The organism is Polyangium sp. 6x1 (assembly GCF_029946515.1).
Classification (GTDB): domain Bacteria; phylum Myxococcota_A; class Polyangia; order Polyangiales; family Polyangiaceae; genus Polyangium.
On record NZ_JARZHH010000004.1, the window covers coordinates 141,884 to 166,175 of the forward strand.

Annotated in this window: 16 protein-coding genes and 2 tRNA genes; 5 read left to right on the top strand and 13 right to left on the bottom strand. The window is 69.0% G+C overall.

The genetic code is table 11. From position 1 onward, the window contains the following. The first annotated feature begins 120 nt into the window (after positions 1-120). Complete coding sequence (locus tag QHF85_RS06865; protein WP_281326260.1) at positions 121-1,506, top strand: sigma-54 dependent transcriptional regulator; 1,386 nt, start codon at positions 121-123, stop codon at positions 1,504-1,506. Positions 1,507-1,659: 153 nt separating this feature from the next. Then, entirely contained in the window at positions 1,660-2,868 is a 1,209-nt protein-coding gene (locus tag QHF85_RS06870; protein WP_281326261.1) for a hypothetical protein, read from the top strand. A 53-nt stretch (positions 2,869-2,921) separates the two neighbouring features. On the opposite strand, the gene QHF85_RS06875 is transcribed toward QHF85_RS06870, so the two are convergent. Next, the gene (locus QHF85_RS06875; RefSeq protein ID WP_281326262.1) at positions 2,922-4,157 is read right to left on the bottom strand and encodes a hypothetical protein; all 1,236 of its coding nucleotides are present in this window, start codon (positions 4,155-4,157) and stop codon (positions 2,922-2,924) included. Positions 4,158-4,364: 207 nt separating this feature from the next. Between QHF85_RS06875 and QHF85_RS06880 the strand changes: the two genes are divergently transcribed. Then, a tRNA-Cys gene (locus QHF85_RS06880) sits at positions 4,365-4,439 on the top strand. Between the two features lie 84 nt (positions 4,440-4,523). Here the strand turns inward: QHF85_RS06880 and QHF85_RS06885 are convergent. Beyond that, complete coding sequence (locus QHF85_RS06885; protein ID WP_281326263.1) at positions 4,524-5,288, bottom strand: GAF domain-containing protein; 765 nt, start codon at positions 5,286-5,288, stop codon at positions 4,524-4,526. Positions 5,289-5,396: 108 nt separating this feature from the next. On the opposite strand from QHF85_RS06885, the gene cobA reads away from it, so the two are divergent. After that, entirely contained in the window at positions 5,397-7,007 is a 1,611-nt protein-coding gene (gene cobA, locus QHF85_RS06890) for a uroporphyrinogen-III C-methyltransferase (RefSeq protein ID WP_281326264.1), read from the top strand. 9 nt (positions 7,008-7,016) lie between these two features. On the opposite strand, the gene nhaR is transcribed toward cobA, so the two are convergent. The 10 genes from nhaR to QHF85_RS06940 all read right to left on the bottom strand — a co-directional run bounded on the left by nhaR (position 7,017) and on the right by QHF85_RS06940 (position 22,676). Then, positions 7,017-7,916, bottom strand: coding sequence for a transcriptional activator NhaR (gene nhaR / locus QHF85_RS06895; RefSeq protein WP_281326265.1), 900 nt, complete (start codon positions 7,914-7,916; stop codon positions 7,017-7,019). Positions 7,917-7,999: 83 nt separating this feature from the next. Next, positions 8,000-9,400 (bottom strand): hypothetical protein, encoded by a 1,401-nt coding sequence (locus tag QHF85_RS06900; protein WP_281326266.1) that lies wholly within the window; start codon positions 9,398-9,400, stop codon positions 8,000-8,002. 32 nt (positions 9,401-9,432) lie between these two features. Next, positions 9,433-9,810 carry a dihydroneopterin aldolase gene (folB, locus tag QHF85_RS06905; protein WP_281326267.1) on the bottom strand — a complete coding sequence of 126 codons (378 nt, stop codon included), beginning with the start codon at positions 9,808-9,810 and terminating at the stop codon, positions 9,433-9,435. A gap of 75 nt (positions 9,811-9,885) precedes the next feature. Then, complete coding sequence (locus QHF85_RS06910; protein ID WP_281326268.1) at positions 9,886-10,611, bottom strand: Crp/Fnr family transcriptional regulator; 726 nt, start codon at positions 10,609-10,611, stop codon at positions 9,886-9,888. 44 nt (positions 10,612-10,655) lie between these two features. Next, positions 10,656-14,516, bottom strand: coding sequence for a hypothetical protein (locus QHF85_RS06915; RefSeq protein WP_281326269.1), 3,861 nt, complete (start codon positions 14,514-14,516; stop codon positions 10,656-10,658). An 87-nt stretch (positions 14,517-14,603) separates the two neighbouring features. Next, positions 14,604-16,682 carry a hypothetical protein gene (locus QHF85_RS06920; RefSeq protein ID WP_281326270.1) on the bottom strand — a complete coding sequence of 693 codons (2,079 nt, stop codon included), beginning with the start codon at positions 16,680-16,682 and terminating at the stop codon, positions 14,604-14,606. After that, entirely contained in the window at positions 16,679-19,711 is a 3,033-nt protein-coding gene (gene secA, locus QHF85_RS06925; RefSeq protein ID WP_281326271.1) for a preprotein translocase subunit SecA, read from the bottom strand. The genes QHF85_RS06920 and secA overlap by 4 nt, the downstream gene beginning before the upstream one ends. A 397-nt stretch (positions 19,712-20,108) precedes the next feature. Continuing rightward, positions 20,109-20,190, bottom strand: a tRNA-Leu gene (locus tag QHF85_RS06930). A 73-nt stretch (positions 20,191-20,263) separates the two neighbouring features. Then, on the bottom strand, positions 20,264-21,205 hold the full coding sequence (locus QHF85_RS06935) for a hypothetical protein (RefSeq protein WP_281326272.1): 942 nt from the start codon (positions 21,203-21,205) through the stop codon (positions 20,264-20,266). A gap of 73 nt (positions 21,206-21,278) precedes the next feature. Then, positions 21,279-22,676, bottom strand: a complete 1,398-nt coding sequence (locus QHF85_RS06940; protein ID WP_281326273.1) for a hypothetical protein — start codon at positions 22,674-22,676, stop codon at positions 21,279-21,281. A 454-nt stretch (positions 22,677-23,130) separates the two neighbouring features. Between QHF85_RS06940 and QHF85_RS06945 the strand changes: the two genes are divergently transcribed. After that, positions 23,131-23,580: a response regulator gene (locus tag QHF85_RS06945; protein WP_281326274.1), complete on the top strand. Its 450-nt coding sequence runs from the start codon at positions 23,131-23,133 to the stop codon at positions 23,578-23,580. Here the strand turns inward: QHF85_RS06945 and QHF85_RS06950 are convergent. Then, positions 23,534-24,259 (bottom strand): Crp/Fnr family transcriptional regulator, encoded by a 726-nt coding sequence (locus QHF85_RS06950; RefSeq protein WP_281326275.1) that lies wholly within the window; start codon positions 24,257-24,259, stop codon positions 23,534-23,536. The genes QHF85_RS06945 and QHF85_RS06950 overlap by 47 nt on opposite strands. Positions 24,260-24,292 lie beyond the last annotated feature (33 nt).

A 24,292-nucleotide genomic window follows, 5' to 3' on the forward strand; every position in this document is an offset into this window, starting at 1 on the left:
CCGCTCGCTCGCTTCCGCGTCGCGGAGCTGCGTTACAGGTCGTGTTCGAACCCGTGCCGTGACGGAGGCTTCGGGCCCGGGCCCGTCCCACCCCCGGCGGACGGGTGCTAGGGTCTCCCGATGCCGCGCGGCCATGTGCTCGTCGTCGATGACGAGCCCTCCATCCTCACCACGCTCCAGAAGGCCCTCTCCCTCGAAGGGTATACCGTGGATGTCGCCGGCGGCGTCCGCATCGCCGAGGAGAAGCTCGCCAAGAAGAGCTACGACATCGCGCTCTTCGACGTCGCGCTGCCCGACGGCGACGGGGTGTCGCTCCTCGAAAAGGTCCGCGTCGGGGGGTCGGACCTGCCCATCGTGATGATGAGCGGCCACGCCTCGATCGACGCCGCCGTCCGCGCGACGCGCCTCGGCGCGCTCGACTTCCTGGAGAAGCCGCTCTCGACCGATCGGCTCCTGCTCGTCCTCGACAACACGCTGCGCCTCGTGCGGGCCGAGGCCGAAGCGAAGGTGCTGCGCGCGCAGGCCGGGCAGCTCGGGGAGCTCATCGGCGAGAGCCGGTCGATGGTGGCGCTGCGGGAGCAGATCGCGCGTGCCGCGAAGGCGAGCGCGACGGTGCTCGTGACGGGCGAGCGCGGGACGGGCAAGGAGCTCGTGGCCCGCGCGATCCACATCGCGGGCAAGCGCGCGAAGGGCCCGCTCGAGAAGATGAACTGCGCCGCCGTCCCGAGTGAGCTCATCGAGAGCGAGATGTTCGGGCACGAGGCCGGCGCGTTCACGGGCGCGACGAAGCAACGGCGCGGGAAGTTCGAGCGCGCGAGCGGCGGCACGCTCTTCCTCGACGAGGTCGGCGACATGCCGATGCCGATGCAGGCGAAGCTGCTGCGCGTGCTGCAAGAGCGCGAGATCGAGCGCGTCGGCGGGCACGAGACGATCAAGGTCGACGTGCGCGTGGTGGCCGCGACGAACCGCGACCTCGAAGCCGCCGGTCAGAAGGGCGAGTTCCGCGCCGACCTCTACGATCGGCTGAACGTCGTGCCGCTCGCGCTGCCGCCGCTCCGCGCGCGCCGCGAGGATGTGCCCTTGCTCGCGCGGCATTTCCTGGGGCTCGCGATGGCCGCGAACGATCGGCCCGGCATGGTCCTGACCGAGGGCGCGATCGAGGTGCTCACGGGCTACGGCTTCCCCGGCAACGTGCGCGAGCTTCGGAACCTGATCGAGCGGCTCGTGATCTTGACGCCCGACGCGAAGATCGACGCGGAGGACGTGCGGGTTTGTCTGGGCGGCGCCTCCGCCGGGACGCCGACGGGCCTGTTTCGTCCGGGCACGCCGTTCCGGGTCCTCAGCGAAGAGGCGGAGCGGCGGATCCTGGAGGAGGCGCTCGCGCATCATGGTGGGGCGATGGCGTCGACGGCGCGCGGTCTCGGGCTCGAGCGGAGCCACCTTTACAAGAAATGCAAAGCGCTCGGGCTGCGTGGCGACAAGGCGGAGGCCGAGGACGAAGGGTAGAGCATCGGTTTCGATGCTCGGAAGATCGCGAAGCGATCTTCGCTCGGGGGGTGAATCGACCGGGCTTTGCCCGGGCGAAAGGGGGACGCGCGGCGTCCCCCTCGGGACAGAAGCTTGGTCGTGGCGCAGGCTGCCGCGGCGAGGAGACGGGTCATGAAGTCGAAGACGTACATTGCTTTGGTTCTTTCGGGTGCACTGGGCCTCGGGCTCGGCGCGTGTCGCGCGACGGGCAGCAATACGACCGGAATGGGCGGCGAAGGTGGCGAGGGCGGCGCGGGCGCGTCGGGCGGCGGCGGCGCGGGCGCGTCGGGCGGCATGGGCACGGGCGGAATGACCACGTCGAGCACGGGCGCGGCGGGCGGCTCGTCGTCGTCGTCGAGCGGCTCGATGTGCACGCCGACGGGCGACGAGAACACCACGGAAGCGTGCAGCGACGGCGTCGACAACGATTGCGACGGCTTCAAGGACTGCAACGATTTCAACTGCGACAGCATCGCGCCGTGCGCGAAGATCCAGGAAGCGTCGAACCCACTCTGCTCCGACGGTGTCGACAATGACATGGACGGAAAAACCGACTGCCAGGAGACGGCGTGTCAGGGGCTCGCGTTCTGCAAGCGTGAATGGTCGAACGGCCGCTGTTCCGACGGGATCGACAACGACGGCGACGGCAAGAGCGACTGCATGGACACCGATTGCCAGGCCGAGGGCATCGTCGTCTGCGCGGGCGACCAGCCGGCGAGCCCGATGCCCGCGCAGGCCGATTGGCAGATGCTCGCGAACGACGCGTGCACGAACGGGCAGAACGAGGACGGGAACAACTTCATCGATTGCAGCGACAATGCCTGCCTTGTGAACCCGGACGTGACGGCGTGCAAGAACCTCGTCCGCGAGGACTCGAACGTCTTCTGCTCGAACGGGCTCGACGACGACAAGGACGGGGTCGCCGATTGCGAGGATCCCGGCTGTCAGCGCGAGGGCATCATCGTGTGCGACGCGAACGTGCCGGCGAACCCGATGCCGCCGCCGAACCAGTGGACGGCGCTCGCGAACGCGGAGTGCTCGAACGGCGCGACCGACGACGGGAACAACTTCATCGATTGCGCGGACTTCGGCTGCTCGCTGAACCCCGACGTCACGATCTGCCCCGAGGCGAACGACGCGGAGTGCTCGGACAACGTCGACAACAACTCGAACACGTTCGTCGATTGCGCCGACAACTCCTGCAGCCGCAAGCCGAGCATCACCGTCTGCCAGCACGAGCTCACGTTCGCCGAGTGCAGCGACGGCATCAGCAACGACGGCAACCCGTTCGTCGATTGCGATGACTTCGCGTGCAGCGGCAGCGGCGCCTGCGTGAAGTGACGTCTCGCCCCGCCCTCTCCCGCGAGGGAGAGGGCCGTGGGTGAGGGGATCCTCTAAAAATATCCGTGAATCGTCGTGGCGACGCTCTGGTCGAGGAATTTTCCGACGCCCGGGGCGGGGTGCTGCGTCCAGTGCGCGTATTCCACGAGGAATTGCAGGTGGTCGTTCATGTTGTAGCCGAGCCCTGGCTGATGCATGAACTCCGTGTAGCCGACGTCGTGGAATTGCACGCCGCTCAGGTTGTAGCGGGCCACGAACTTCCAGATGCGCGCCTCGCCGCCGACGAGGACATAGTCGTTCTTCGCCGAGGCGCGGCCCGGGACCGCGGGCGCCGTGGCCGTCGCCGGGACGGGCGGGATCGGCCAGTCCGTGACGCTCTGGCCGACCTGGCGCATGACCTCGCCCCACACGCTCACCGGGCCGACGTTGATCGTGGCATCGAGGGCGAACCGGACCACGTCCCGGTTTTTCCCCGCGAGCGCCGGGATGTCGGCCTGGAAGTATTGCCCGGACACACCCAGGAGGAGGGACGTGTCCTTGCTCCAGGAATAAGAGGGCTCGGCGCGGACGATGGTGATGTTCCTGCGCCTCGCGTTGGGGATGCTGATCGTGTCGCGCCCGACGTACGAGCCGTTCGTCCGGCCGTCGACGAGGAAGTATTGTGCGAAATAGGCGAGGTGCAGGCCCTTGTCCTTGCCCGCGGTGCCCTCGATCGAGATACCGTAGTTCGGGTCGAGCTTGATGCCGTCGTAGAAATGGATGGGCCCGAAAAACGAGTTGTCCCAGAAGAGGCCGAAGCGGCTGTACGATTTGCCGACCTTCACCATGACCTTCGGGTGCTTGTAATAAAAATACCCCTCTTCCAGCCAGGCCGGGCCCTCGTAGAACTCGCGCATGCGGGTGTCGCGCACGCTCGCGTTGAAGAAGAGGCCGAAATCGCCGATCGAGCCGTCGAAATTCAGGTGCGCGACGTGCATCCGGAGGAACGGCTTCTCCTCGGGAGGCTGGAAGGGCTGGTAGTAGAAGAGCCAGGCGCCGCCGTGGAGGTCGATCTTGAAGAGGGGCTTCGCCGGCGGCGGCTCCTTCGGCTTCGCTCCGTCCTTCGCCGGAGCCTTGGCCGCGCCGGCGTCCGAGGGCTTGGGCGTCGCGTCGGGGGCGGCCTCCGCCTTCTTCGCGTCCGCGTCCCCCTGGACACGGCGCGGGGGCGTGGACGTGATGCCCTGTCCCAGGGCAAACGACGGCGCCGCGAGGAGGCAAGCGGCCCAAACCCATCCGACGATCCCACGCATGCCCGTTCTCCGCTCGCCCTCGACGGTCATCGTACCGGATCGAGACGCGCCGCCGAAAAGGTTTCGGGGGATGTGGCGAAGGTCACTTGAAAGGCGCCGTGCACGGACGCTTGACAGAGGGCGCGGGATGGTGCAAAAACGCGCCCTCCTGAGCGGTGCTTGGGGCGAAGGGCGCCGTGAGGCGACCCGGAGCCCCAAACCTCGACTGGTGAGGTAGCCAAGCGGTTAGGCAACGGTTTGCAAAACCGTTATACGCGGGTTCGAATCCCGTCCTCACCTCCAAGAATCGCTTTCCCCCGGCCGAAAACCGGCACGAGGGAGTCCTCAGGCGTCGAGCACGCGCATCCGCGCGTGGGACGCCTCGAATCACCAGGCGTCGTGATCGGCGCGGTACGAGAGGGCGTCGACGAGAGCCTCGACGACCGCGAGCTCGCTCGCGCGGAGGCGCGGCGCCTTGCGGCCGAGCTCGATGGCCGCGAGGAGACGGCTGCCCGCGAGCACGGGGACCATCCACGCCGCGTCACACGCGACGCCGAGGTGCAGCAGCCGATCCCGGACCGCCTGCCCCGCAGGGCCCGGCGCAGGCTCAGCGATGACCGTGTTGCCCTCCGCCGCCGCCGCGAGCGCCGGATCCACGAGGCTCGTCCGCTCGCCCAGCATGTCCCGCGCGAAAGGGCCATGGGCGTACAAAACGACCGCCCCGTCGGGACGAACCACGTGCACGAGGCCCGCGTCGGCCCCCGTGCGCACGACCGCCGCGTTGAACAGGAGGAGCAGCGCGTCATCGAGATCCGCGGCGCCCGCGAGGACGTCCTGCGGCATCACCTCGTTCGGAAAAACCGGCCGACCCGGCAGCGTGATGTCGTCCCCCGGGATGGTGTCCGCGGGGCGAGGATGGTAGGGCGGCGTGGGCGCCGCGGAGTCGACCGAGACCACCGCGAGCTCCGACAGAGGTCGCCACACCTTCCACGCCTCGTGACGAACGTAGCTCTCCAGCGGCACCTTTCCCGCCTCGAGGCCTCGCGCGATGAGCTCGATGCCGACAGGACCGACCGCGGTCGCCCCATCGGACACGTACCATCGATCGACGACGCCCGCGCTGGGCTCGGTGAGCAGCTTGATGGATCGCATACGGCAAATCCCCAACGAGGAAGGGATGTGATGGGCGGAATCTAGGCCAATTGCGCATTGTGTCAAGGATGTGGCAATCGGGTGAAGACGAAAGTAAGCGCGGTCATCATGAAAAATCGGGCAGAAGGCGAAGAAGGCGGGGATTTGACGCGCTCCGGGGCACGTGCTGCCGCGCCTGGGACGGTGTACCTGGTGGGCGGCGGGCCCGGAGATCCGGGACTTTTGACCGAACGTGGGGCCGAGCTTCTTTCGAGCGCCGACGTGGTGCTGCACGATGAGCTGATTCATCCGGCCTTGCTTTCGCGCGTGCGGCCCGACGCAGTCGTGATGGCGGTGGGCAAGCGAGGCGCGGATCGCGCGTCGAAGCAGGCGAAGCAGGACACGATCGAGGCGGAGCTCGTGCGGTTCGGGCGCGCCGGAAAGAGCGTGGTGCGGCTGAAAGGCGGAGATCCCTACCTGTTCGGGCGAGGCTCGGAGGAGGCGGAGGCGCTCGCGCGCGCCGGCGTGCCGTTCGAGGTGGTGCCGGGCGTGTGTTCGCCGCTCGGGGCCACGGCGTACGCAGGGTTTTCCCTGACGCACCGGGACCTCGCGTCGAGCGTGACGCTCGTGAGCGGGACGATGCGATCGGGCGCGGGATACGACTGGTCGGAGCTCGCCAGCGTGAAAGGCACGATTTGCGTGCTGATGGGGATGCACAACCTCGATGACGTGGCGGCGGGCCTTTTGGGGCCGTCGCGGCGTGATCCCGCGACGCCGGCGGCGGTGATCCAGTGGGGGACGCGGGCCGAGCAGCGGGTCGTGACGGGGACGCTCGTCGAGATCGCGGAAAAGGCGCGGGCGGCGGGGCTCGGGAGCCCGGGGATCGTGCTCGTGGGCGCGGTCGCCGCGCGGCGGGAGGCGCTGCGCTGGTTCGATACGCGGCCGCTGTTCGGGAAACGCGTGGTTTTGCTCCGGCCGCGTGGTCAAGCGCAATCGGTGGCGAAGCGGCTGCGGCAGCGAGGGGCCGAGCCCTACGTGTGGCCGGCGATCGAGATTGGACCGCCGCCGGATCCGTCGGCCGTGTCGGCGCTCGCCCGGGAGCTCGGCGCGTGGGACGTCGTGGCGTTCACGAGCGAGAATGGCGTGGAGCGGCTGTTCGCGGCGATCGCGGAGGCGGGCCTCGACGCGCGCGCCTTCGGGCGCGCGAAGGTGGCGGCGATCGGGACGGGGACGGCGGCGGCCCTCGCCGAAAGGGGAATTCGCGCGGACATCGTGCCCGCGGATTTCCGCGGTGAAGGATTGGCGGCCGCGATCCTGGCGGACGAGGAAATACGGAAACGTTTGTCTAGCAAAGACACTGTGAGAGTCGTCATCCCGCGCGCGCTCGTGGCGCGGGAGGTGCTGCCCGAGGCGCTGCGGGCGGCGGGCTGCGAGGTGCGGGTGGTGCCGGTCTACGAGACGCGGAAGGCGGGGCCCGAACGGACGGCGGAGCTCGCGCAGCGATTCTCGGAGAAATCGATCGATGTCGTGCTGCTGTCGTCGACGAGCACGGTGGAGGGGCTCGTGTCGGCGCTCGGGGCGCAGGCGGGCGCGCTGCTCGCGGGGGTGACCGTCGCGAGCATTGGAGAGATCACGACGGAGAGCGCGCGGGCGCGGGGGATCGAGGTCGCCGTGACGGCGGAGACGAGCACGATGGAGGGGCTCGTGGAGGCCGTGGAACGGTATTTCGCGCGAAAATGAGCGGGAGGCTCAGCCGAAGATGCGCTTGCGCGCGGCGTCGGCGACCGCGCTCGTGGCGGGGTTTTTGATTTTTCGTTCGCCGGTGATCGCGTAAAAACGCTCTTTCACGGCGTCCGTGTGTCCGATGACGCGGAGGTCGTATTGGTTCTGGATCTCCGCTTCGATCACCGAGGGCGCGGCGAGCACGCCCGCGCCGGCCTGGCCGAAGACCTTGAGGAGCGCGCTGTCGTCGAACTCGCCCACGACGCGCGGCCTCACCCTTTCGGACTCGAACCATTGCTCGAGCGAGCGGCGGAGCATGGTGCCCTCGGCCGGAAGGAGGAAGGGCGCGCCGTCGAGCAGGCCCGGGAAGGGGCGCCGCGTATCGAGCACGACCGAAGGCGCGGCGAAGAAGCTGATGCCGCATTCGCCGAGCAAATGGCTGTAAGCTTTGATCTTCATGCCGGTGCCGAGCGGCGCGTCGGTGATCACCATGTCGAGGTTGTGGAGCGCGAGCTCGGCGATCAATCGATCCGCCTTGTCCTCGCGACAAACCATACGCACGGGCTCTTCGAGGCCGAGCGCCGGTTCGAGCAGGCGGTGCGCGATGAGCTTTGGCATGACGTCGGCGATGCCCACCACGAACCGCAGCGGCCTGCCCGTCGGCCGGCCTTTGACCGTGTCGAGCAGCTCGCGGCCCAGGGAGAAGATGTCGTCGGCATAACGAAAAACGACGCGCCCGACCTCGGTGAGGACGAGGTGGCGGCCGCTGCGCGCGAAGAGCTTTTCCCCGAGCGCCTCTTCGAGGGCGCGAATCTGTCCGCTGATCGTGGGCTGGGCGAGCCGTAGCTCCTGGCTCGCCCGCGCGATGCTCCCTTCCCGCGCGACGACCCAGAAGTACAGGAGGTGATGATAGTTGAGCCACTCCACAGTGGACCTATCATACACATCGTGTTTCCCGATGTCTCGTCCTCGACACATCGGTTTTTCGGGCACTCGACCTCGCTTGGGCTTCAGGAAATCCGGATCGGATTGGCGAGGAGCCACAGGCGTTCGCGGATGTACGGTTCGCCGGTGTCGCCGACGTGCGGGCGGAGGTGCGTCGGCAGGATGCGGACCTCGACGCGGTAGACGCCCGACGGCGCATTCTCGAGGCGGATCGTGTCGCCCTCGGCCGCGATCGTGGTGCCGGATGCGTCGATGCGGAGCAGGCGCATGGAGATGGTCGGCGCCTCGACGGCTGGATCGAGGTTATGGACCTTGGGAGCACGGGCCACGATTGTCGCGCCCGCAGCGGCCTCGCCGCCCATTTCAATGACGGTGCCGGTCGTCTCGGCGTGGAAGTCGAAGCCGGTCGGCGCGCCGAGGATCTCGAACGCGACGTAGCTCCGGCCGGCGGCGAGGGCGGCCTTGACCGAGGTCGGGGTGATCGGGCCCGAGACGAGCGCGACGTTCGAGAACCACCGCATGAGGCGGCGGTAGCTGTCGCCACGCTCGCCGTCGCGAAGGACGCCCGGGAAGCTGTTCTCGTGGACGTCGGTGCCCGCGATGCCCGTGATGTGGCGCGTGGGGAGCAAGGCGTCCCAGCGCTTGCCATAAATGGGCAGCTCCTCGAAGAAGCCGAGGAAGGCGAGGTCGGGCTGCGGGCCATCCTCGTCCTGGCGCGTGAATGGGAGGATGGAGGCGCCTCCGCCGAGGGATTCGAGGCCGAGGTAGTCGCGCCGGATATCCGGGTCGATGGCGGCGTGGATGTTGTAAATCTCGAAGCCGTCGTAAGGCATCGAGGCGAGCCACTCGGGCGTGCGGGACTCGGTGTGCGCGACGAAGACGAGGGCGCCCGCTTCGTGCATGGCGTCCACGGTGGTGGCGTCTTCGCCCTCGTAGATCGCGCGGCGGGTGGCCGGGTCGCCAGGGAGGTGGCGCTCGAGGCCGACGGACATGAAGGTGTTTTCGTTGCCCGCCGTGACGAGGACGCGGCGGCCGTCGCCACACGCGACGTAGTTGCCGATGGGCGCGCCGTCCGCGCCGAGGATGGGCTCGTCGCCGGGCTGGATGAAGAGCAGCGAGGGGAACTCGGCGTCCGCCATGTGGGCGGCGTGGTCGGTGAGGAAGACGTAGTCCTCGGCGGCGTCGCACATGCCGCGGCGGAGGTTCGCGACGCAGTCGGCGCGCGGGACGCCGCTGTCGTCGAGGCCTTTGCCGTCGCAAGCGTCGTGCGAGTAGGGCGAGTGGCTGTGAATGATGCCGCGGGCCTGCGTGAAGCCACGCACGGGGCCGAGCGCGACGTCGCTCGGCGTGGCGAGTTTGTCCCAGGCGCGGGGCGTGGGTTTGACGGCGGGAGGTGTTACGTCCTCACCGGAGCAAGCGAGGGCGAGGAGCACGAGCGGAGCCGCGAGGAGCGAGAGGCGAGCCATGGCCCATGATAGGCCGCCCGCTCGCCGACGGACTACGCAGGCCTGTTCGCCGAGAGCTCGACGGAGACGGCGTCGACCGAGACCGAGGTAGGCGGGCCGAACTTCTTGACCTGCACCGTGACCGCGAGCGCGGGCGTGTCCGCGAGGATGCGCGCGATGAGCCGCTCGGCGAGGATTTCGAGCAGCTTGTACGAGGCGCGCGTGCCCTCGTCGACGACGAGGTTCGCCAGGCCGTCGTAGTCGAAGACCTTCGCGAGGCTGTCCGTCCGCGGCAGACTCGTGATCGGCAGCGCGACCTCGACATGGACGACGAAGTCCTGCGGCAAGCCGCGTTCGGCCCGCGAGACGCCATGGCGCGCGCGGAACCGGATCCCTTCGAGTCGAATCCGGTAGCTCTGGGCGATCGACATCGCGGTCGGGCGATAGCACGCCCGGCCGCGAGCGAGCACGCGAAAAGGACGGCCGAACGAAGCGAGCCGCGCCGCTCAGCGACGCTTCACGAGCGCGTCGCGGTCGACCACGATGAGCCGTCGACCCGCCACGGCGAGCAAGCCGTCCTTGCGGAGCGCGCCGAGGGTGATCGTGACGGTCTCGCGCGTCGAGCCGATCGACTGCGCGATCTCGAGGTGCGTGATCGGCGCAGAGATCAACGTGCCGCGCGTGTCGGGCACGCCCCACCGATCGACGGCCGCGAGGAGGAACTCGACGAGGCGGCCCTCCACGTTGCGGAAGAGCAGCGACTCGATGCGATCCTCCGCAGCGCGCTGGCGGTCGACGAGGAGGCCGAGCAGCGCCAGGCCGAGCGCTGGATCGTCCCGGAGCCACGTCTGAATCGAGGCGACCGGGAAGCGGACGACCTCGCTCTCGTCGATGGCGACAGCGCTCTCGGTGTACGTGCTCGCGCCCGCGAGCGCGGCCTCGCCGAGGAGATCACCGCTGCCGCGGTACCCGAGAGGGACCGTCTGTCCCGACGGTAGTTTGCGCTCGAGGCGCGCTCGCCCGTGCCCGAGGAGCGCCAGCGAGGTGACGTCGTCGTCCTGCTTCTGGATGGACAGGCCCGCGCGGACGACGTCGAGCTCGGCGACCTCGAGCGCGCTGTCGAAGGTCGCGCGAGCCACCTTTTCGAAGAGAGGGCAAAGCTTCAGCGCACGGTTGATGCGCACCTTCGGTGCGTCGACCGAGGGGCGCCGGTTATCCTGGATCGTGACCATGATTCATGGTCCATATTACCAGGATTGGGCGTAACGCGAGATCGCTAACGTGAGCCCACTGAAATTACGATGTCGCGGTGCAGCGCAGCCTCGGCCTCGCGGACGAAGCTCTGGAAGGTGCCATACGCATCGGGCTGCACGCGGCCGGCGGGGATGGTGATCGCCCGCTCGAAGACGAGCGTGTCGCGATCCACGCGATCGCTGACGGTGGCCGTGCGGCCGCCGTCCTGGGCGTCCGCCGAGGAGAGTTGTGTGGTGACCCGCGCGCCCTCGGGGAGCTTCACCCGCAGGCGAACATTCGAAAAGACCGAGGATTGCTCCGAGATGTAGAGCGGCGTTTCGCGCGAGGGGAGGGCGGCGAAGGGGGAGAGGCGCAGCGCGAAGGGCGGCGAGATGACCATGTCGCCGGTGCGGACACGCGCGAAGTCGTTCATCTCGAGGTCCATGACGAGGACGAGCGGCGCGTCGAGGTCGGTCGCGTTCTTGATGTCGAGCGAGCGCAGGCGCGCGCCGGGCAAGGCCTGGCCGATGAGCTTGGTCTCGATGGCCTCGTCGCGCTGCGCGTCGGGGAGGCTCTCGAGCGCGCTGCGGAGCATGATGGCGAACTTGCCCTCGAAGCGTTGTTCGAGCTTGAGCGCGGCCGATCCGTCGGCGCGGAGCTCGACCGTGCCCTCGTAGGTGACGCCGTCGCGCGAGCCCGTGAGCGGCGTGGTCTCGCGCGGCGCGCCTCCCGTGAGCACGACGGCAGGCTGGCCGCGCAAGCTGCTCGGGAGGTAGCCGTACGGCGCGAACTTGTCGCGCACGACCATCCAGCGCACGCCACGCTCGGTGCCGAGGCGGACCGCGAGCGCGTTGAAGGACTCGGCATCGCTGAGCGGGCCGTTGGGCGGCGGCGTGAGGCGATCACGCACCATGCCGAGCGAGGCGTCGATGCCGACGAGGCGGCAGAGGTAGAGGAACGCCTCGGTGCGGTTGCCGCTCTTGCCGATGACGACGCGACGTCCGTCATCCTCGCGGCCCTGCTCGACGTTCGAGAGGACCCAGCGATAGATGCGCCGCGCCTGCTCGTCGATGGAGGTGGGGCGAGCAGGTTTGTCCGTGTCGTCGGGCGCGGCGCCGGTGACGATGCTCTCGGCGATGCGCTTGAGGCGCGGGTCGCGCGGGAGCTCGTCGCTCGTGGCGTCGACGAGGCGATCGATGCGGTCTTCGAGGTTGATGCCCCAGCCGACACGCACGTTCGGCAAGAACTCCTGTGTCGGCGCGCTGCCGGGCTCCTCGGGGAGCGCGGGGCTGCGATCGACGCGGAAGCGGCGCTCGACGAACGCGCCGTTCTCCTTGGTCGTCGGCTTCGGGACGCTGCCGCCGATCTCGACGTCGAGCGGGCGGTTCTTGGGCGTGACGACGACGTACTCGCTGATGAAGTAGGGGATCTTTTCTTCGCGGAAGAACCAGCGCGGGCCCTCGAAGCTGCGGCCGCCGTGGCCGTCGCCGCGCAGCGTGTAGAGCGTCTCGGTCTCGATGTAGTCGCCGACCTCGAGGTGCGGCATGGTGACGGTGGGCTTGCCGTCGACGAACTCGGGCTCGAGGACGCGGCCGTCTTTCTTGACCGTGCGGAGCTTGAGGACGAGGCCACGCGGGACGCGCTGCTCGGCGAGCTCCTCGATGGCTTCGCGCGACTGGATGCCGATGATCTCGTGCTCCAGCATGCGCGCCGATCCATCGGCGTGGACCCACAACGTGGCGTAGTCGAGCACGCGCGCCGCGGTGCCGGGCATGGTGACGCCCGACGCCTCGAACTGCGCGATGACCTTCTTGCCTTCGATGCGATACGGCGTGAGCTCGGTCGTGCCCTCGACGAGCTCGATCGCCTCGCGCAGCGCAGAAGGATCGGCGCCGGTCTGGATGGCCTCGACGAGCGCGGCGCGAAGGGCCGTCTTGTCGCCGCGGGCGAGGCGCGCGTCGGCGAGCGCGAGGCGCGCGGAGGCGTCCTCGGGGTCGTTCTTGACGGCCCGTTCGAGGGCCTCGATCGACTCGCGTTGTGCGCCGGCGCGGGTGAGGAGATCGGCGATCTTGATGGCGATGTCGGCGCGATCGCGGCGGGTCTTTCCGATCTTTTCGAGCTCGCGGATCGCGCCGCCCCAGTCGCGTCGTTCGAGCGCGCGCTGGAGGGCGACCTCGGCGTCGGGGTCGAGGGCCTCGATGCGCTTGGCGATCTTGTCGGCCTCGACGATGTCGCCGCGCTCGTCGTGGAGGCGCAGGAGCGCGAAGAGGGCCTCGGTGTCCTCGGAGAAGCGCGCCGCCGTGTCCTTGACGGTGCGCGCGTGCTCGACGCTCCAGCCGATCTGCGCGTACATGCGGCCGAGTCCCTTCAAGATGTCCGGGACCTCGCGGAAACGATCGGCGAGCTTCGCGACCTTCGCCGCAGCCTCGGGCGCGCCGACCTTGTCGGCCTCGTCGAGCGCGAGCCAGAAGAGCGAGAGCCAGAGGTCAGGGTCCTTGGCGACGGCGCGCGCGCGGACGTCCTTCACGAGATCACGCGCGTCGTTCTGCGGAAAGATCGGGTCCTTCTCGATGAAGAGCGCCTGCGTGGAGAGCGCCGGTCCCGTGGCGCGCGACGGGTCCTTCACGAGCGGCTCGAGCAGCACGGAGGCGAGGTCGTCCTGCCCCTCGATGTGCGCGAGCCACGAGGCGAGGTAGCGCGCGATGGGATCGTTCGTGTCGCGCGGCGCAGGGCGCGGGGTGCGCGGCGCGGCAGGGACGCCGAGCGCGAGGAGGAACGGTTCGAGGACGTTGGGATCGGGCAGGACGAGCGGCGGTTCGAGGACGTACGGCGCCGTAGGATCGTCGGAGGTCTCGGCGCCGAGGGGCAAGCCGTTCGGCGCGAGGATGCGGATGCCGGTCTCGGCGCTGCCGATCCGCGCGAGGATGCGGTGGCGGCCCGCGGAGAGGCGGACGCGCGCGCCGAAGCGAGGCCAGATGCCCCAGTCGCGCGGGTCGCGCGCGAGGACCTCGACGTCGTCGACGCGGATCGAGAACGCGCCCTGCACGGCGACGATGAGCTCGCGCTCGGCCGGCAAGTCGAGGAAGGTCTCGGCGTAGAAGACGCCGCCCGAGACAGGCTCGGCGGCGCGGACCTGGCAGCCGCGCCGCTCGGTGGCGAGGACACGCGGGCGATCCTGGCGGCGCGGATCGGCCGGGAAGAGGCGAGGCCAGGGGCCGGCGCGCTCGGCCTCGTAATGCACGCGGTGATCACTCGCGGCGAGGTGACCGAAGGGGCCGGCGAGGCGCGCCTTCTTCGCGCAGCCGAAGCGCTCGGCCGCGATCTCCATCGGGCTCTTGTCCTTGCCCTCGGCGTCCTTGTGCAGGCCCTCGACGCTCCACCACTCCGCGAGGTCGCTGCGCGCGCGCCAGCCGACGTGGCCCGGCTGATCGATCGTGCGCAGGACCGTGTCCTTCGCGAGATCCCAGATGCCGGGGACGCTGGAGCGCAGGCGGAGCAGGTGGCTCGCTGCGTACCATCCGACGAGCGGCGCGTCGGGGTGATCGGTGACGCGCGCGGCGCTCACGGCGTCGAGGTGGGCGAGGGCCGCCGCACGGAAGCGTCCATGGATCTCGTCGTCGACGGCGCGCGCGAGCGAGGCGTAGAGGCCCTTGTTCGAGGAGGCCTTGTCGAGCTTGGCGCGCGCTTCGCGGACCCGCGCCGCGTCGCCGCCGGGGACGAGCAGCTCGCCGAGCAGCCAGCGGCCGAGGACCTCGCCGTCTTGCGAGGCGCTCGCGCCCGCGCGCATGGCCTCGATCGGATCGGCGGCCGGCTTCGGGAGGGCCGATCCGCAGGCGCCGAGGGCCGTCACGAGCGTGGCGGCGGTTGCGATGCGAGCGATCGCGGCGATCAGGCGAGGACGCATGGCCGACGTGTTAGCGCGGCCAGGCAGGGGGGGCGAGCCGTCAGGGGATGACGCGGTCGATCTGCGGGGGGGTTGGGGGCGCTCCGTTTACGGAGCGGAGTCCCCGATCGCGGACGTGGAGATCTGGTGCAGCAGGACCGCCTGCTCGATCACGCCCGGCGCGACGTGCTCGCCCTCGGGACCGACCGCTCGGCGCAGCGTCGCGAGCTCCTGGTGCGCCGCGAGCAGCGCTTGCTCGAGCTCGACCGCCACGGCCGCCGGCTCTCCCTCGCCGCGCTCGGCGGACGTGAGGGCGAGCTCGAGCTGCGCGATGCGCCACTCGGCGGCCTTGAGATCGGCCTCGGAGCGGGCCGCGCGGGCCGCGAGCGTGTCGAGCTGCGTCTTCAGGGTCTCGCTGTCGTCGACGGGCGGGCTCGGGAGCGCGGCGTCGGCGGTCGCCGCGGGAGACGCCTCGGTCGCCGATGCGAACCCGCCGAGCGTCGACGGGGGCGTGGGCGCTCCGTTCTGCGGCGTGGCGGCCGGCGGAGCGGCCTCGCCCGTGGGGACCACGGCGGCCGCGCGGAGAGATTCGAGCTCCTCGACGAGCTCCTTGCCGACCCGCAGGCCCTCGCGGAGCTCCGCTTCGAGCACCGTGATGCGATCCCCGCGGTTCCGAAGCTGCGCTTCGAGCGCGTCGATCTCCGGCGCGAGCGACTCGCTCGCGGCGCGCTCGGCGAGCAGCGCGGCCGTCTGCTTTTCGAGCGTCTGGGTCTTCTCGGCCAGGTGGAGCCGCTCGGCCGTGGTCGCGGCGAGCGTCTCGGCGAGCTCGTCGGCGCGGCGCACGGCGGATTGACGGTGGGCCTCCGACCGTTCGAGCGCGGCTTCGAGCTGGGCGACGCGCGAGAGCAGGCCGGGATCCGGCTCCCGCGCGGCGGCCTCCTGGGCGGCGAGCCGGAGCTCGAGCTCGGCGACGCGCGCGCGCAGCCCGGCCCGATCGTTCGAGAGCTCCTCGATGCCCACGCCTGCCGCGCTGAGCTCGCCTTCGAGCTCCAACGCTCGCGAGCGCGTCGCGGAGAGCTCGGCCGTGAGCTGCTCGATGCGCTCCTTCGCGCCCGGGATCTCCGGCCGGCCGCGGGCGAGCCCGAGCTCCACCTCGGCCTTCGTGCGTAGCTTCTTCTCGTCGTCGAGCTGCTTGGCGAGCTTGGTCGCGCGGTCGCGCTGGCGGCGCAGCTCCTCGTCGAGGTCGCGGATCTGGTGGGTGAGCCGCTCGGCGCGCACGTGCGTGTCGCTCGCGCGCGTGTCCACGTCGCGCAGCCGTTCGAGCTTTGCTTCGAGCTCGACCACGCGCGCCGCGGTCGCGACGGCGGCGGTCGCGCGCTCCTCGGCGGATTTTTCGTCCGTGCGCCTTCGCTCGTCGTGCGCGGCGAGCGCGGCTTCGAGCTCCTTCACGCGGCCCGTGTCCGCGGCCTTCGCGCCCGCCGTCCCGATCGCGTCGCGCACCTCGGACAGCGAGAGCTCCACGACCACGAACGCGTCGACGGAGACCTTGCGCTCGCTGGCGATCGCGATGAAGTGCTCGGGCTCCTCGGTCGCCTTGAGCAGCGACGTGTCGACGCTGACCTCGAGATCCGGGCCGGCGGCGAAGTCCGCCACGGTGTACCCGACGAACGGCGCTTGCCCGAGCATGCGCACGACGGGGAACTGGAGCGAGACGAGGTCGTAGAGCGCGTAATACCCGGGCGGCGCCGTCTCCTTCCCGTGCTGCGCGGACAGCGCGAGCAGCCGACGCGACGCGTCCGGGTTCGGCGAGGCGATCACCGCGACGCCGGCCGAGCCGACGAGCTTCCGTGCTCTGCGCAGCACCTCGGACGGGTCGGCGAAGATCGACAGGTCGGGCAACACGACCACGTCGAAGGCCCCGTCGCGTACGCCGAGGTCTCCTCCGAACACTGCGTGCGTCACGTGCCGGTCGCGATCCTGTGCGGTGCGCGCAAAGGCCTCGGCCGCGCGGGCCGCATCGGGATCGTAGGCGTGGACGAGCCTCGCGCCGCGCTCGACGAGCTTCTCGGCGAGCTCCAGGGTTGCGTCGCCGAGCACGGCGACGCGACGCGCGCGGACGAGGCGCTCGAGGTAGGCCCCGAGCACCATCGACGGGTGGACCGGCCTTTGTGACGCAGCGGTGCTCATACTGACGCTTCGTCCTCGGCGCCGTGGCACTGCATGAAGGGCTTGCCGCTGCCGCAGGGGCACTCCATCTCGGCCGTGACGACCGCCGCTTGCGCGGGCGGCTCTTCGGAGGCGCCGGGCGGCAGCTCCTCGTCGTGGTGGGCCACGGCGTGATCGAGCTGCTCCTGGTGGCGGGCGAGGTCTCGCTCCTCGATCGCCTGCTCCTCCTCCTCGCGACGCACCTTCATCGCGAAGACCTTGGTCATCACGTTCGACTGCACGCGCGCGACCATGGTCACGAAGAGGTTGTAGCCTTCCTTCTTGTACTCCTGCTTCGGGTCCTTCTGGCCGTAGCCGCGCAGGCCGATGCCGTCGCGCAGGTGGTCCATGTCGGTCAGGTGATCGACCCAGGACTTGTCGAGCTCTTCCAGGTAGATGTGCCGGAAGATCCTGAGGAGCAGCTCCGTCCCGATCTCCTTCTCGCGGGCCTCGAAGGCCTTCTCGGCGCGATCGAAGAGGTCGTGGGCGAGCTGCTCGGCGTCGGCGGCCTCGGAGATCTCGTCGGGCAGCTCGATCCCGAAGTGCTCGCGGAAGCCCTGGAAGATCCCGCCCCAGTCCCAGTCCTCCGGCGGCTTTCGGGGCGGGCAGTTCTCCTCGACCATCGCGCCGATGATGCGGTCCATCAGGTCGAGGAAGCGCTCGCGTTGCTCGGTCAGCGCGCGCGGGATCAGGTCGACGCACTCGTCGTAGATCTCGACCCCCTCGTCCTCGCGGCCCTCGAACTCGATCTTCACGCCGTAGCGCGTGTAGAGCTCTTTCTGCAGGTTGTCCGTCTCGACGAACTTCTCGACCTTCTCGAAGTCCTTGCGCGTCAGCGTCCGCGGGTTGCCTTCCTTGTCGCGCGGCGAGATCGGGTCGGCGGCGAACATGCCGAGCAGGTAGCCGACGTCGGGCACCACATCCTCGAGAAGCCTCGGGAGCGCCTTGATCGTGCGCTTCTCGCCCGTCGGCTTGCCCTCCTCGTCGACGACCTCGGGGATGTAACGACCCTGGAGCAGCTGCTGACGGATGTCGTAGATCGTCTTGCGCTGCGCGCTCATCACGTCGTCGTATTCGAGCAGGTTCTTGCGGATGTCGAAGTTGCGCTCTTCGACCTTCTTCTGCGCGTTCTCGACGCTCTTCGTGACCCACGGATGCTCGATGGGTTCGTCGTCGGGCATGCCCATCTTCTCCATGAGGTTCTTCACGCGGTCGCCCGCGAAGATCCGCATGAGGTCGTCCTCGAGCGAGAGGTAGAAGCGCGACATGCCCGGGTCGCCCTGGCGGCCGGCGCGGCCGCGGAGCTGGTTGTCGATGCGCCGCGACTCGTGCCGCTCGGTGCCGATGATGTAGAGCCCGCCGATCTCGCGCACCTCGTTGCCCTCGGCCTCGCACTCCTTTCGGATCTGAGCGACGAGCTCGTCGAACGCCTCGGGCTCGGCCTCGGGCAGGCGGTTCTGCTCCTTGAAGCGCAGCTTCGCGAGCATCTCGGGGTTGCCGCCGAGGAGGATGTCGGTGCCGCGGCCGGCCATGTTCGTGCTGACCGTGATCGCGCCTTTGCGACCGGCCTGCGCGACGACATAGGCCTCGTTCTCGTGCTGCTTGGCGTTCAGCACGCTGTGCTTGATCCCCTTCTTCCCGAGGATCTTCGCGATCGCGGTGCTCTTCTCGACGCTCGTCGTGCCGACCAGGATCGGCTGACCCTTCTCGTGCTTCTCGATGATCTCGTTGACGACGGCGGTGAACTTCTCGCGCTCGGTCTTGTAGACGACGTCCTCGTAGTCCGTGCGGACGATGTTCTTGTTCGTCGGGATGATGACGACGTCGAGCTTGTACGTGCTGTGGAACTCCGAGGCCTCGGTGTCCGCGGTGCCCGTCATGCCGGACAGCTTCTTGTAGATGCGGAAGAGGTTCTGGAACGTGATCGTCGCCATCGTGCGGCTCTCCTCCTGGATCCGCACGTTCTCCTTGGCTTCGACTGCCTGGTGCAGGCCGTCCGACCACCTGCGGCCCGCGAGCACGCGGCCGGTGAACTCGTCGACGATGAGGACCTTGCCCTCCTTCACCAGGTAGTTCACGTCGCGCTTGTAGAGCGAGTGCGCGCGCAAGCACTGGTTCAGGATGTGCAGCGTCTCCAGGTTGACCGGGTCGTAGAGGTTCTTGCTCTTCAGGGCCCCGATCGCTTCGAGCAGCTTCTCCGCGAGCTCCACGCCGTCGTCGGTGAGGGTGACGGAGTGGCCCTTCTCGTCGACGTTGTAGTGCTCCTCGTTGCGCAGGCGCGGGATCACGTCGTTGATGACGCGGTACTTGTCGCTCGACCGCTCGCCCTGGCCGCTGATGATGAGCGGCGTCCTGGCCTCGTCGATGAGGATCGAGTCGACCTCGTCGACGATCGCGTAGTTCAGCGGGCGCTGGTGGTAGTCGAGCGCCGAGAACTTCATGTTGTCGCGGAGGTAGTCGAAGCCGAACTCGTTGTTCTGGCCGTACGTGATGTCGCAGCGGTAGGCGTGCCGTTTGTCGGCGTCGTTCTGCTGGTTGACGACGACGCCGGTCGAAAGGCCGAGGGCGCCGTAGAGCTTGCCCATCCACTCGGCGTCGCGCTTGGCGAGGTAGTCGTTCACGGTGATGACGTGAACGCCTTTGCCTTCGAGCGCGTTGAGGTAGCAGGGCAGGGTGGCGACGAGCGTCTTGCCTTCGCCGGTGCGCATCTCGGCGATCGAGCCCTGGTGCAGGACCATGCCGCCGATGAGCTGCACGTCGTAGTGGCGCATGCGCAGGACGCGCCGGGAGGCCTCACGGCAGACGGCGAAGGCCGGGATGAGGATGTCGTCGAGCTTCGCGCCGTTGTCGAGCTGGGTCTTGAACTCGGCCGTCTTGGCTTGGAGGTCGGCGTCCGAGAGCTTCTTCAGATCTTTTTCGAGGGCCCCGATGGCCTCGACCTTCGGTCGCATGCGGCGGATGGCACGCTCGTGCGAGGTGCCGAAGATCTTCTTCATCGCCCAGGTGAGCATCGTCTTTCGCCTTGGCTCCGGGGCTCGTCGTCCCGGTCGGATCGTGCGGTGCGTGGGGGTGGCGCGGAGCCTGCCGAACGTAGTCCCTACGGCAAGCGGGCGCAAATCCCCAGGATGGGGCCCGAACCCCCGCGAGGGGCCTGAACACGCCCCCACGTGAGGCCTGAACACGCCCCCACGTGAGGCCTGAACACGCCCCCCCGCGAGGGATCTGAACACGCCCTCCCCGGAGTGGGGCCTGAACACGTACCGGTTCGAAGCGCTTCCCGCAACGGAGCGAAGCGAAGTGGAGGGGAGCGCGCGGGGGGTGTGGGGGGCAGAGGAAGGCCCGGCGATTTTTCGCGAAGCGAAAAATCGCTTTTAGGTCGGGCCGACCGGAGCCCCCCACCGAGAAAAGTGCACGAGGAGGGAGTCGAACCCTCAATCCTTGCGGCGCCGGAACCTAAACCCGGTGCGTATGCCAGTTCCGCCACTCGTGCGCGGGGACCGGCACTCTATAGCAGCATGTGGCAGAGCTGCGCATTCTTCCAGCGAAAGGCGGGATTTTCGGGGTCAGGGCGCCACGCAGACCTGGTTTTCGCACTTCGGCTTGGCCGGGTCGGTGCAGTGCTCGTCCTTGTCGCACTGCACGCACGCCTCGCCCTTGCAGATCGGCGCGAGCGGGTCCTTGCAGTCCGTGTTCGCCACGCAGCCGACGCAGGCGTTCTTGTCCTTGCAGACCGGCGTTTGCGGGTTCGCGCAGTCCGCGTTCGTCACGCAGACCCGGCAGTTTTTCCCGTCGCAGATCGGCTGGGCCGCGCCGCAGTGGGCGTTGGCCAGGCACTCCACGCAGCTGTTCTCGGGCACGTCGCAGACCGGCTTGCCCGGGTCCTTGCAGTCGGTGTCCGACGTGCAGGCGGAGTGGCACTTCGCGTCCGTCCCGCAGAGCGAGCCGGCCGGGCAGTGGCTGTCGACCAGGCACTCCTTGCACTCGCCTTTTTGCAGGTCGCAGACCGGCTGCCCGACGCCGCAGTCCGTGTTCGCCGCGCACGCCCCGCACTGCTTGCGCGTCGGGTCGCAGATCGACTTCTTCGAATCGGTGCAGTCCGTGTTCGACAGACAGCCCATGCACACGCCCGTGGTCGGGTCGCAGATCGGCGCCTCGCCGGGGCAGTCGCCGCTGCCCGCGCAGGCCGGCTCGCACGTGAATTTGTTCGGGAAACACGCCTTGCCGGCGCCGCACTGCGCGGTCGTTTCGCATTCCTCGCATCGGCCGAGCACGCAGAACGGCGCGCTCGCCGGGCACGCCTCGTCGGCCGAGCACTCCACGCAGCCGAGCGTGGGGCTACAGCCGGCGGCGCACTTGTCGCCGCCGAACGTGCACATGTTGTCGCCGCTGTTGCCGCCGCCCGACGTGTTGTCGCCATCCGAGCTGCATGCGCTCGCGAGCACCGCCGTGGCCGCGAGCGTCACACACGCGACGAGCCAGGACTTCCAAAGACGTACGTTCGCCATGGTCACCTCCCAGGGGGGAAAGAAAGAGGACCGAAAAAGCCTTGTTTTTAAGGGGGAAAGGGAGCGGGAGGGGTCAGCGGGCGATGAACACGCCGCGGAGATCCTCGGTCTGCGAGATGGGCACGCCGTCCTTCATCGACGTCGCGCGGAACTGGTAGATCATGCCGGGGATCAGCGCGTCGCCCTTGTACTCGACGCTCACGTCGCCCGAGCCGCTCACGCTCGGCACCGCCAGGTCCTCCCAGACCTTCACGCCGAACGCGTCGAACACGCGCAGCTCGTACATGTCCTCGCTCGAGTCGTCTTTCCAGACGAACGTGGGCGTGCCCGTCACCTCTTCGAGCGCGTCCTTGCCGGGCGACACCGTGCCGAGCGAGCCCGTCACCTTGAAGCCCTCCTTCGTCACGCTCTGCCCGCCTTCGATCGTCACGTCGAGGATCGTCGTGCCGCCGATCGAGATGTCGGGGTCGCGCACGAGGCCGTCGTTCTCGAAGGCCGCGAGGATCACGTAGTCGCCGTCGGGCACGCCGGTGAACTCGTAGGCGCCCGTCACGCCGCCCACGCGCAGGCCCTTCGGCACCTCGCCGCGCGCCGCGTCCGCGATGAACGTGTCCTTCAGCGCGAGCACCACGCTCGTCGTGCTGAAGCCGTTGCCGTTCACGATCTGCACGCTGCCCGTCACCTTCGCCGTCGCTGCGCTCGTGATGTGCAGCTCGACGTTGCCCGTCTCCTTGCCCGCCTCGACGGCCACCGTCTTCGGCGTGATCTGCAGGCCCGCGGCGTAGGCCTTCACGTCGACCATCGCGCCGACGGGCACGTTGTAGACGACGAAGTTCCCCTTGAAGTCCACGATGCCCGTCGAGCCGCCGGCGACGACCAGCGCGCCCGCGGGCGCGAGGTCCACGCCGTCGTCGGCCACCACCTTGCCCGCGATCGACCCGAGCCCGGACGCGTTTTGCAGCGGCACGAGCGCGATGTCCGTCGACGCGTTTTGCACCACGGGGGGGCTGCCCACGGCCGTGTCCACGTCGATCGGCAGCGCGACGCGCGGGGCCAGCGGGAACGTCTGGTAGCCCGACGCGTCCGCGCGCAAGGTCAGCTTCGCGGCGAGGGGTTTGCCTTCTGCATTGCGTTTCGACGGCACGTTCAGCGTGTACGTCCCGTCCGCGGCCGAGATGGCGACCGGCGAGACGGCCGCGTCATTTGCGTCGCGGGCCACGATGCGCGCCCCCTGGACGGGTTTGTCGTCGAGGGCGTTCACGACCATTCCTTTGAATGCCACGGGCGCAAAGCAGGCCGGGTTGGCTCCTTCGACCTCCTCGCATACGAGCCCGGTCTCGCAGCCGGTCTGGGCCTGGACGGAGCAGCTCTTGTTCTCGTTCTTCGGCGGTTCGTCGTCTCCGCAGCCCACGAGCGCGGCGGTCGCAAGGGAAAGCGTGGCAATCGTCAATACGCGAAGCGCATGCATCATCGTGCCTCCAAGGAAGCCTGGGACGGGAAGACCGGCCCGGCAGACCCGGTATTGCACGATTCGATCCAGGACGTCGAGGACGTGTAAGTGCTCGAAATCACGCCGATCTTGGACTTCCTGGAGGACGTGCAGGGCGACCTTGGTTGCTCTGTCTGGTCGAACGCCTTTCCACGTCCCGACCGCTCGTTGATGGGAAGAAACCGCGCACGGCTCCTACGCTGCAATGTCCTCGGACGTCGATTGCCCGTGTTTGGTCACCGATTTGCGCGCAAGGAGGCTCACGCGAGCCCCATTCGGGCACAGCGCGTCATCATACGAAAAGGGACCAGGCAGCCTCGGGGGCGCTGTTTGAACCAGGGATCTTCGGGCGCGTCGATGAACACTGGTAAGCTCTGAAACCAATTCGCCGCGACCGAACCTTGACGGCACGCGCGCTGCAAGATGCCGCGGCGCCATGCTCAACGTACCGACGATCCTGCTCTTGGATGAAGAACAACTGATGCGTGAGGCCACGGCGCTCTTGCTCACGAATCGCGGCGCGAAGGTGACGAAGGCGGCGACGCTCGACGAGGCGCTCGCGGAGCTCGGGCACCGGACGTACGACGTCGCGGTCATCGATCTCTCGAGCTCGTCGCCGAAGTGCGTCGAGATCCTGCAGCAAATGCGTGCACACGGGAACGTGCCGCACCGGGTGATCGTCACGACGAGCCAGCCCTTGCCGCGGCACGAGGCCGCGGACCTCACGGACGTGATCGTCAAGCCCTATCCGTTCGAGCGGCTCCTCGACGCGGTCTTCGGCGCGCGTTCGCAGCGGCGCGCCGCTCCGCGTTCGGGCATCTTCCCGCTCGTCCGTCGCATCACTGCGTCTCGCCGAACCGCGCAAGCGCGTCGCGGTCGGGTATGACGATCCGGCGCCTGTCGAGCTCGATGAGCTTGGCGCGGCGCAACTTGCCGAGCTCGAGCGTGACCGTCTCGCGCGTGGAGCCGATGAGGCTCGCCAGATCGGCGTGGGTGAAGGGCGCGGAGAGCGAAAGGCCGTGGAGGTGGGGTTCGCCCCAGCGTTCGAGCCCGTCGAGGAGGAGCTCGACGAGACGCGCGCGGACGCTGCGCACGAGGAGAGAGGCGAGCCGGTCTTCCGCGGCGCGCTGCCCTTCGAGCAGCGCCCGTGCCACGGCGGCTTGCAGCACCGTGTCCGTGGTCGTGAGCTGACGAACGAAGGCTGCCGGGAGGACGAGCGCCTCGGCCTCGTCGGCGACGATGGCGTGCTCCGGAGCGAGGTTGCCTGTGAGCGCGGCCTCTCCGACGAGGTCGCCTGGGCCACGGTGACCGACCGGGAAGACGTGCCCGCTGCCTGCGCGCTCGAGCTTCACGCGACCCTTGCCAAGAAGGAAGAGAGCCAACGCTGGCTCGCCTTGCTGGGCGAGGCGCTGGCGGCGGGCGAGGCGCTCGACCTTGCCGCCGTCGAGCAAGGCGCGGCGTGTGGGCTCGGGGAGGCCGCGCAGGCTCCCGCGCTCGAGGATTTCGAGCGCGCGAACGCTCGGCTTGGTTGTCGTGGTTTGTGACTCGCCTTCCTGCGAACCCATGGCACCCCCCTGTCTGACAGCACAGCGCGTGAG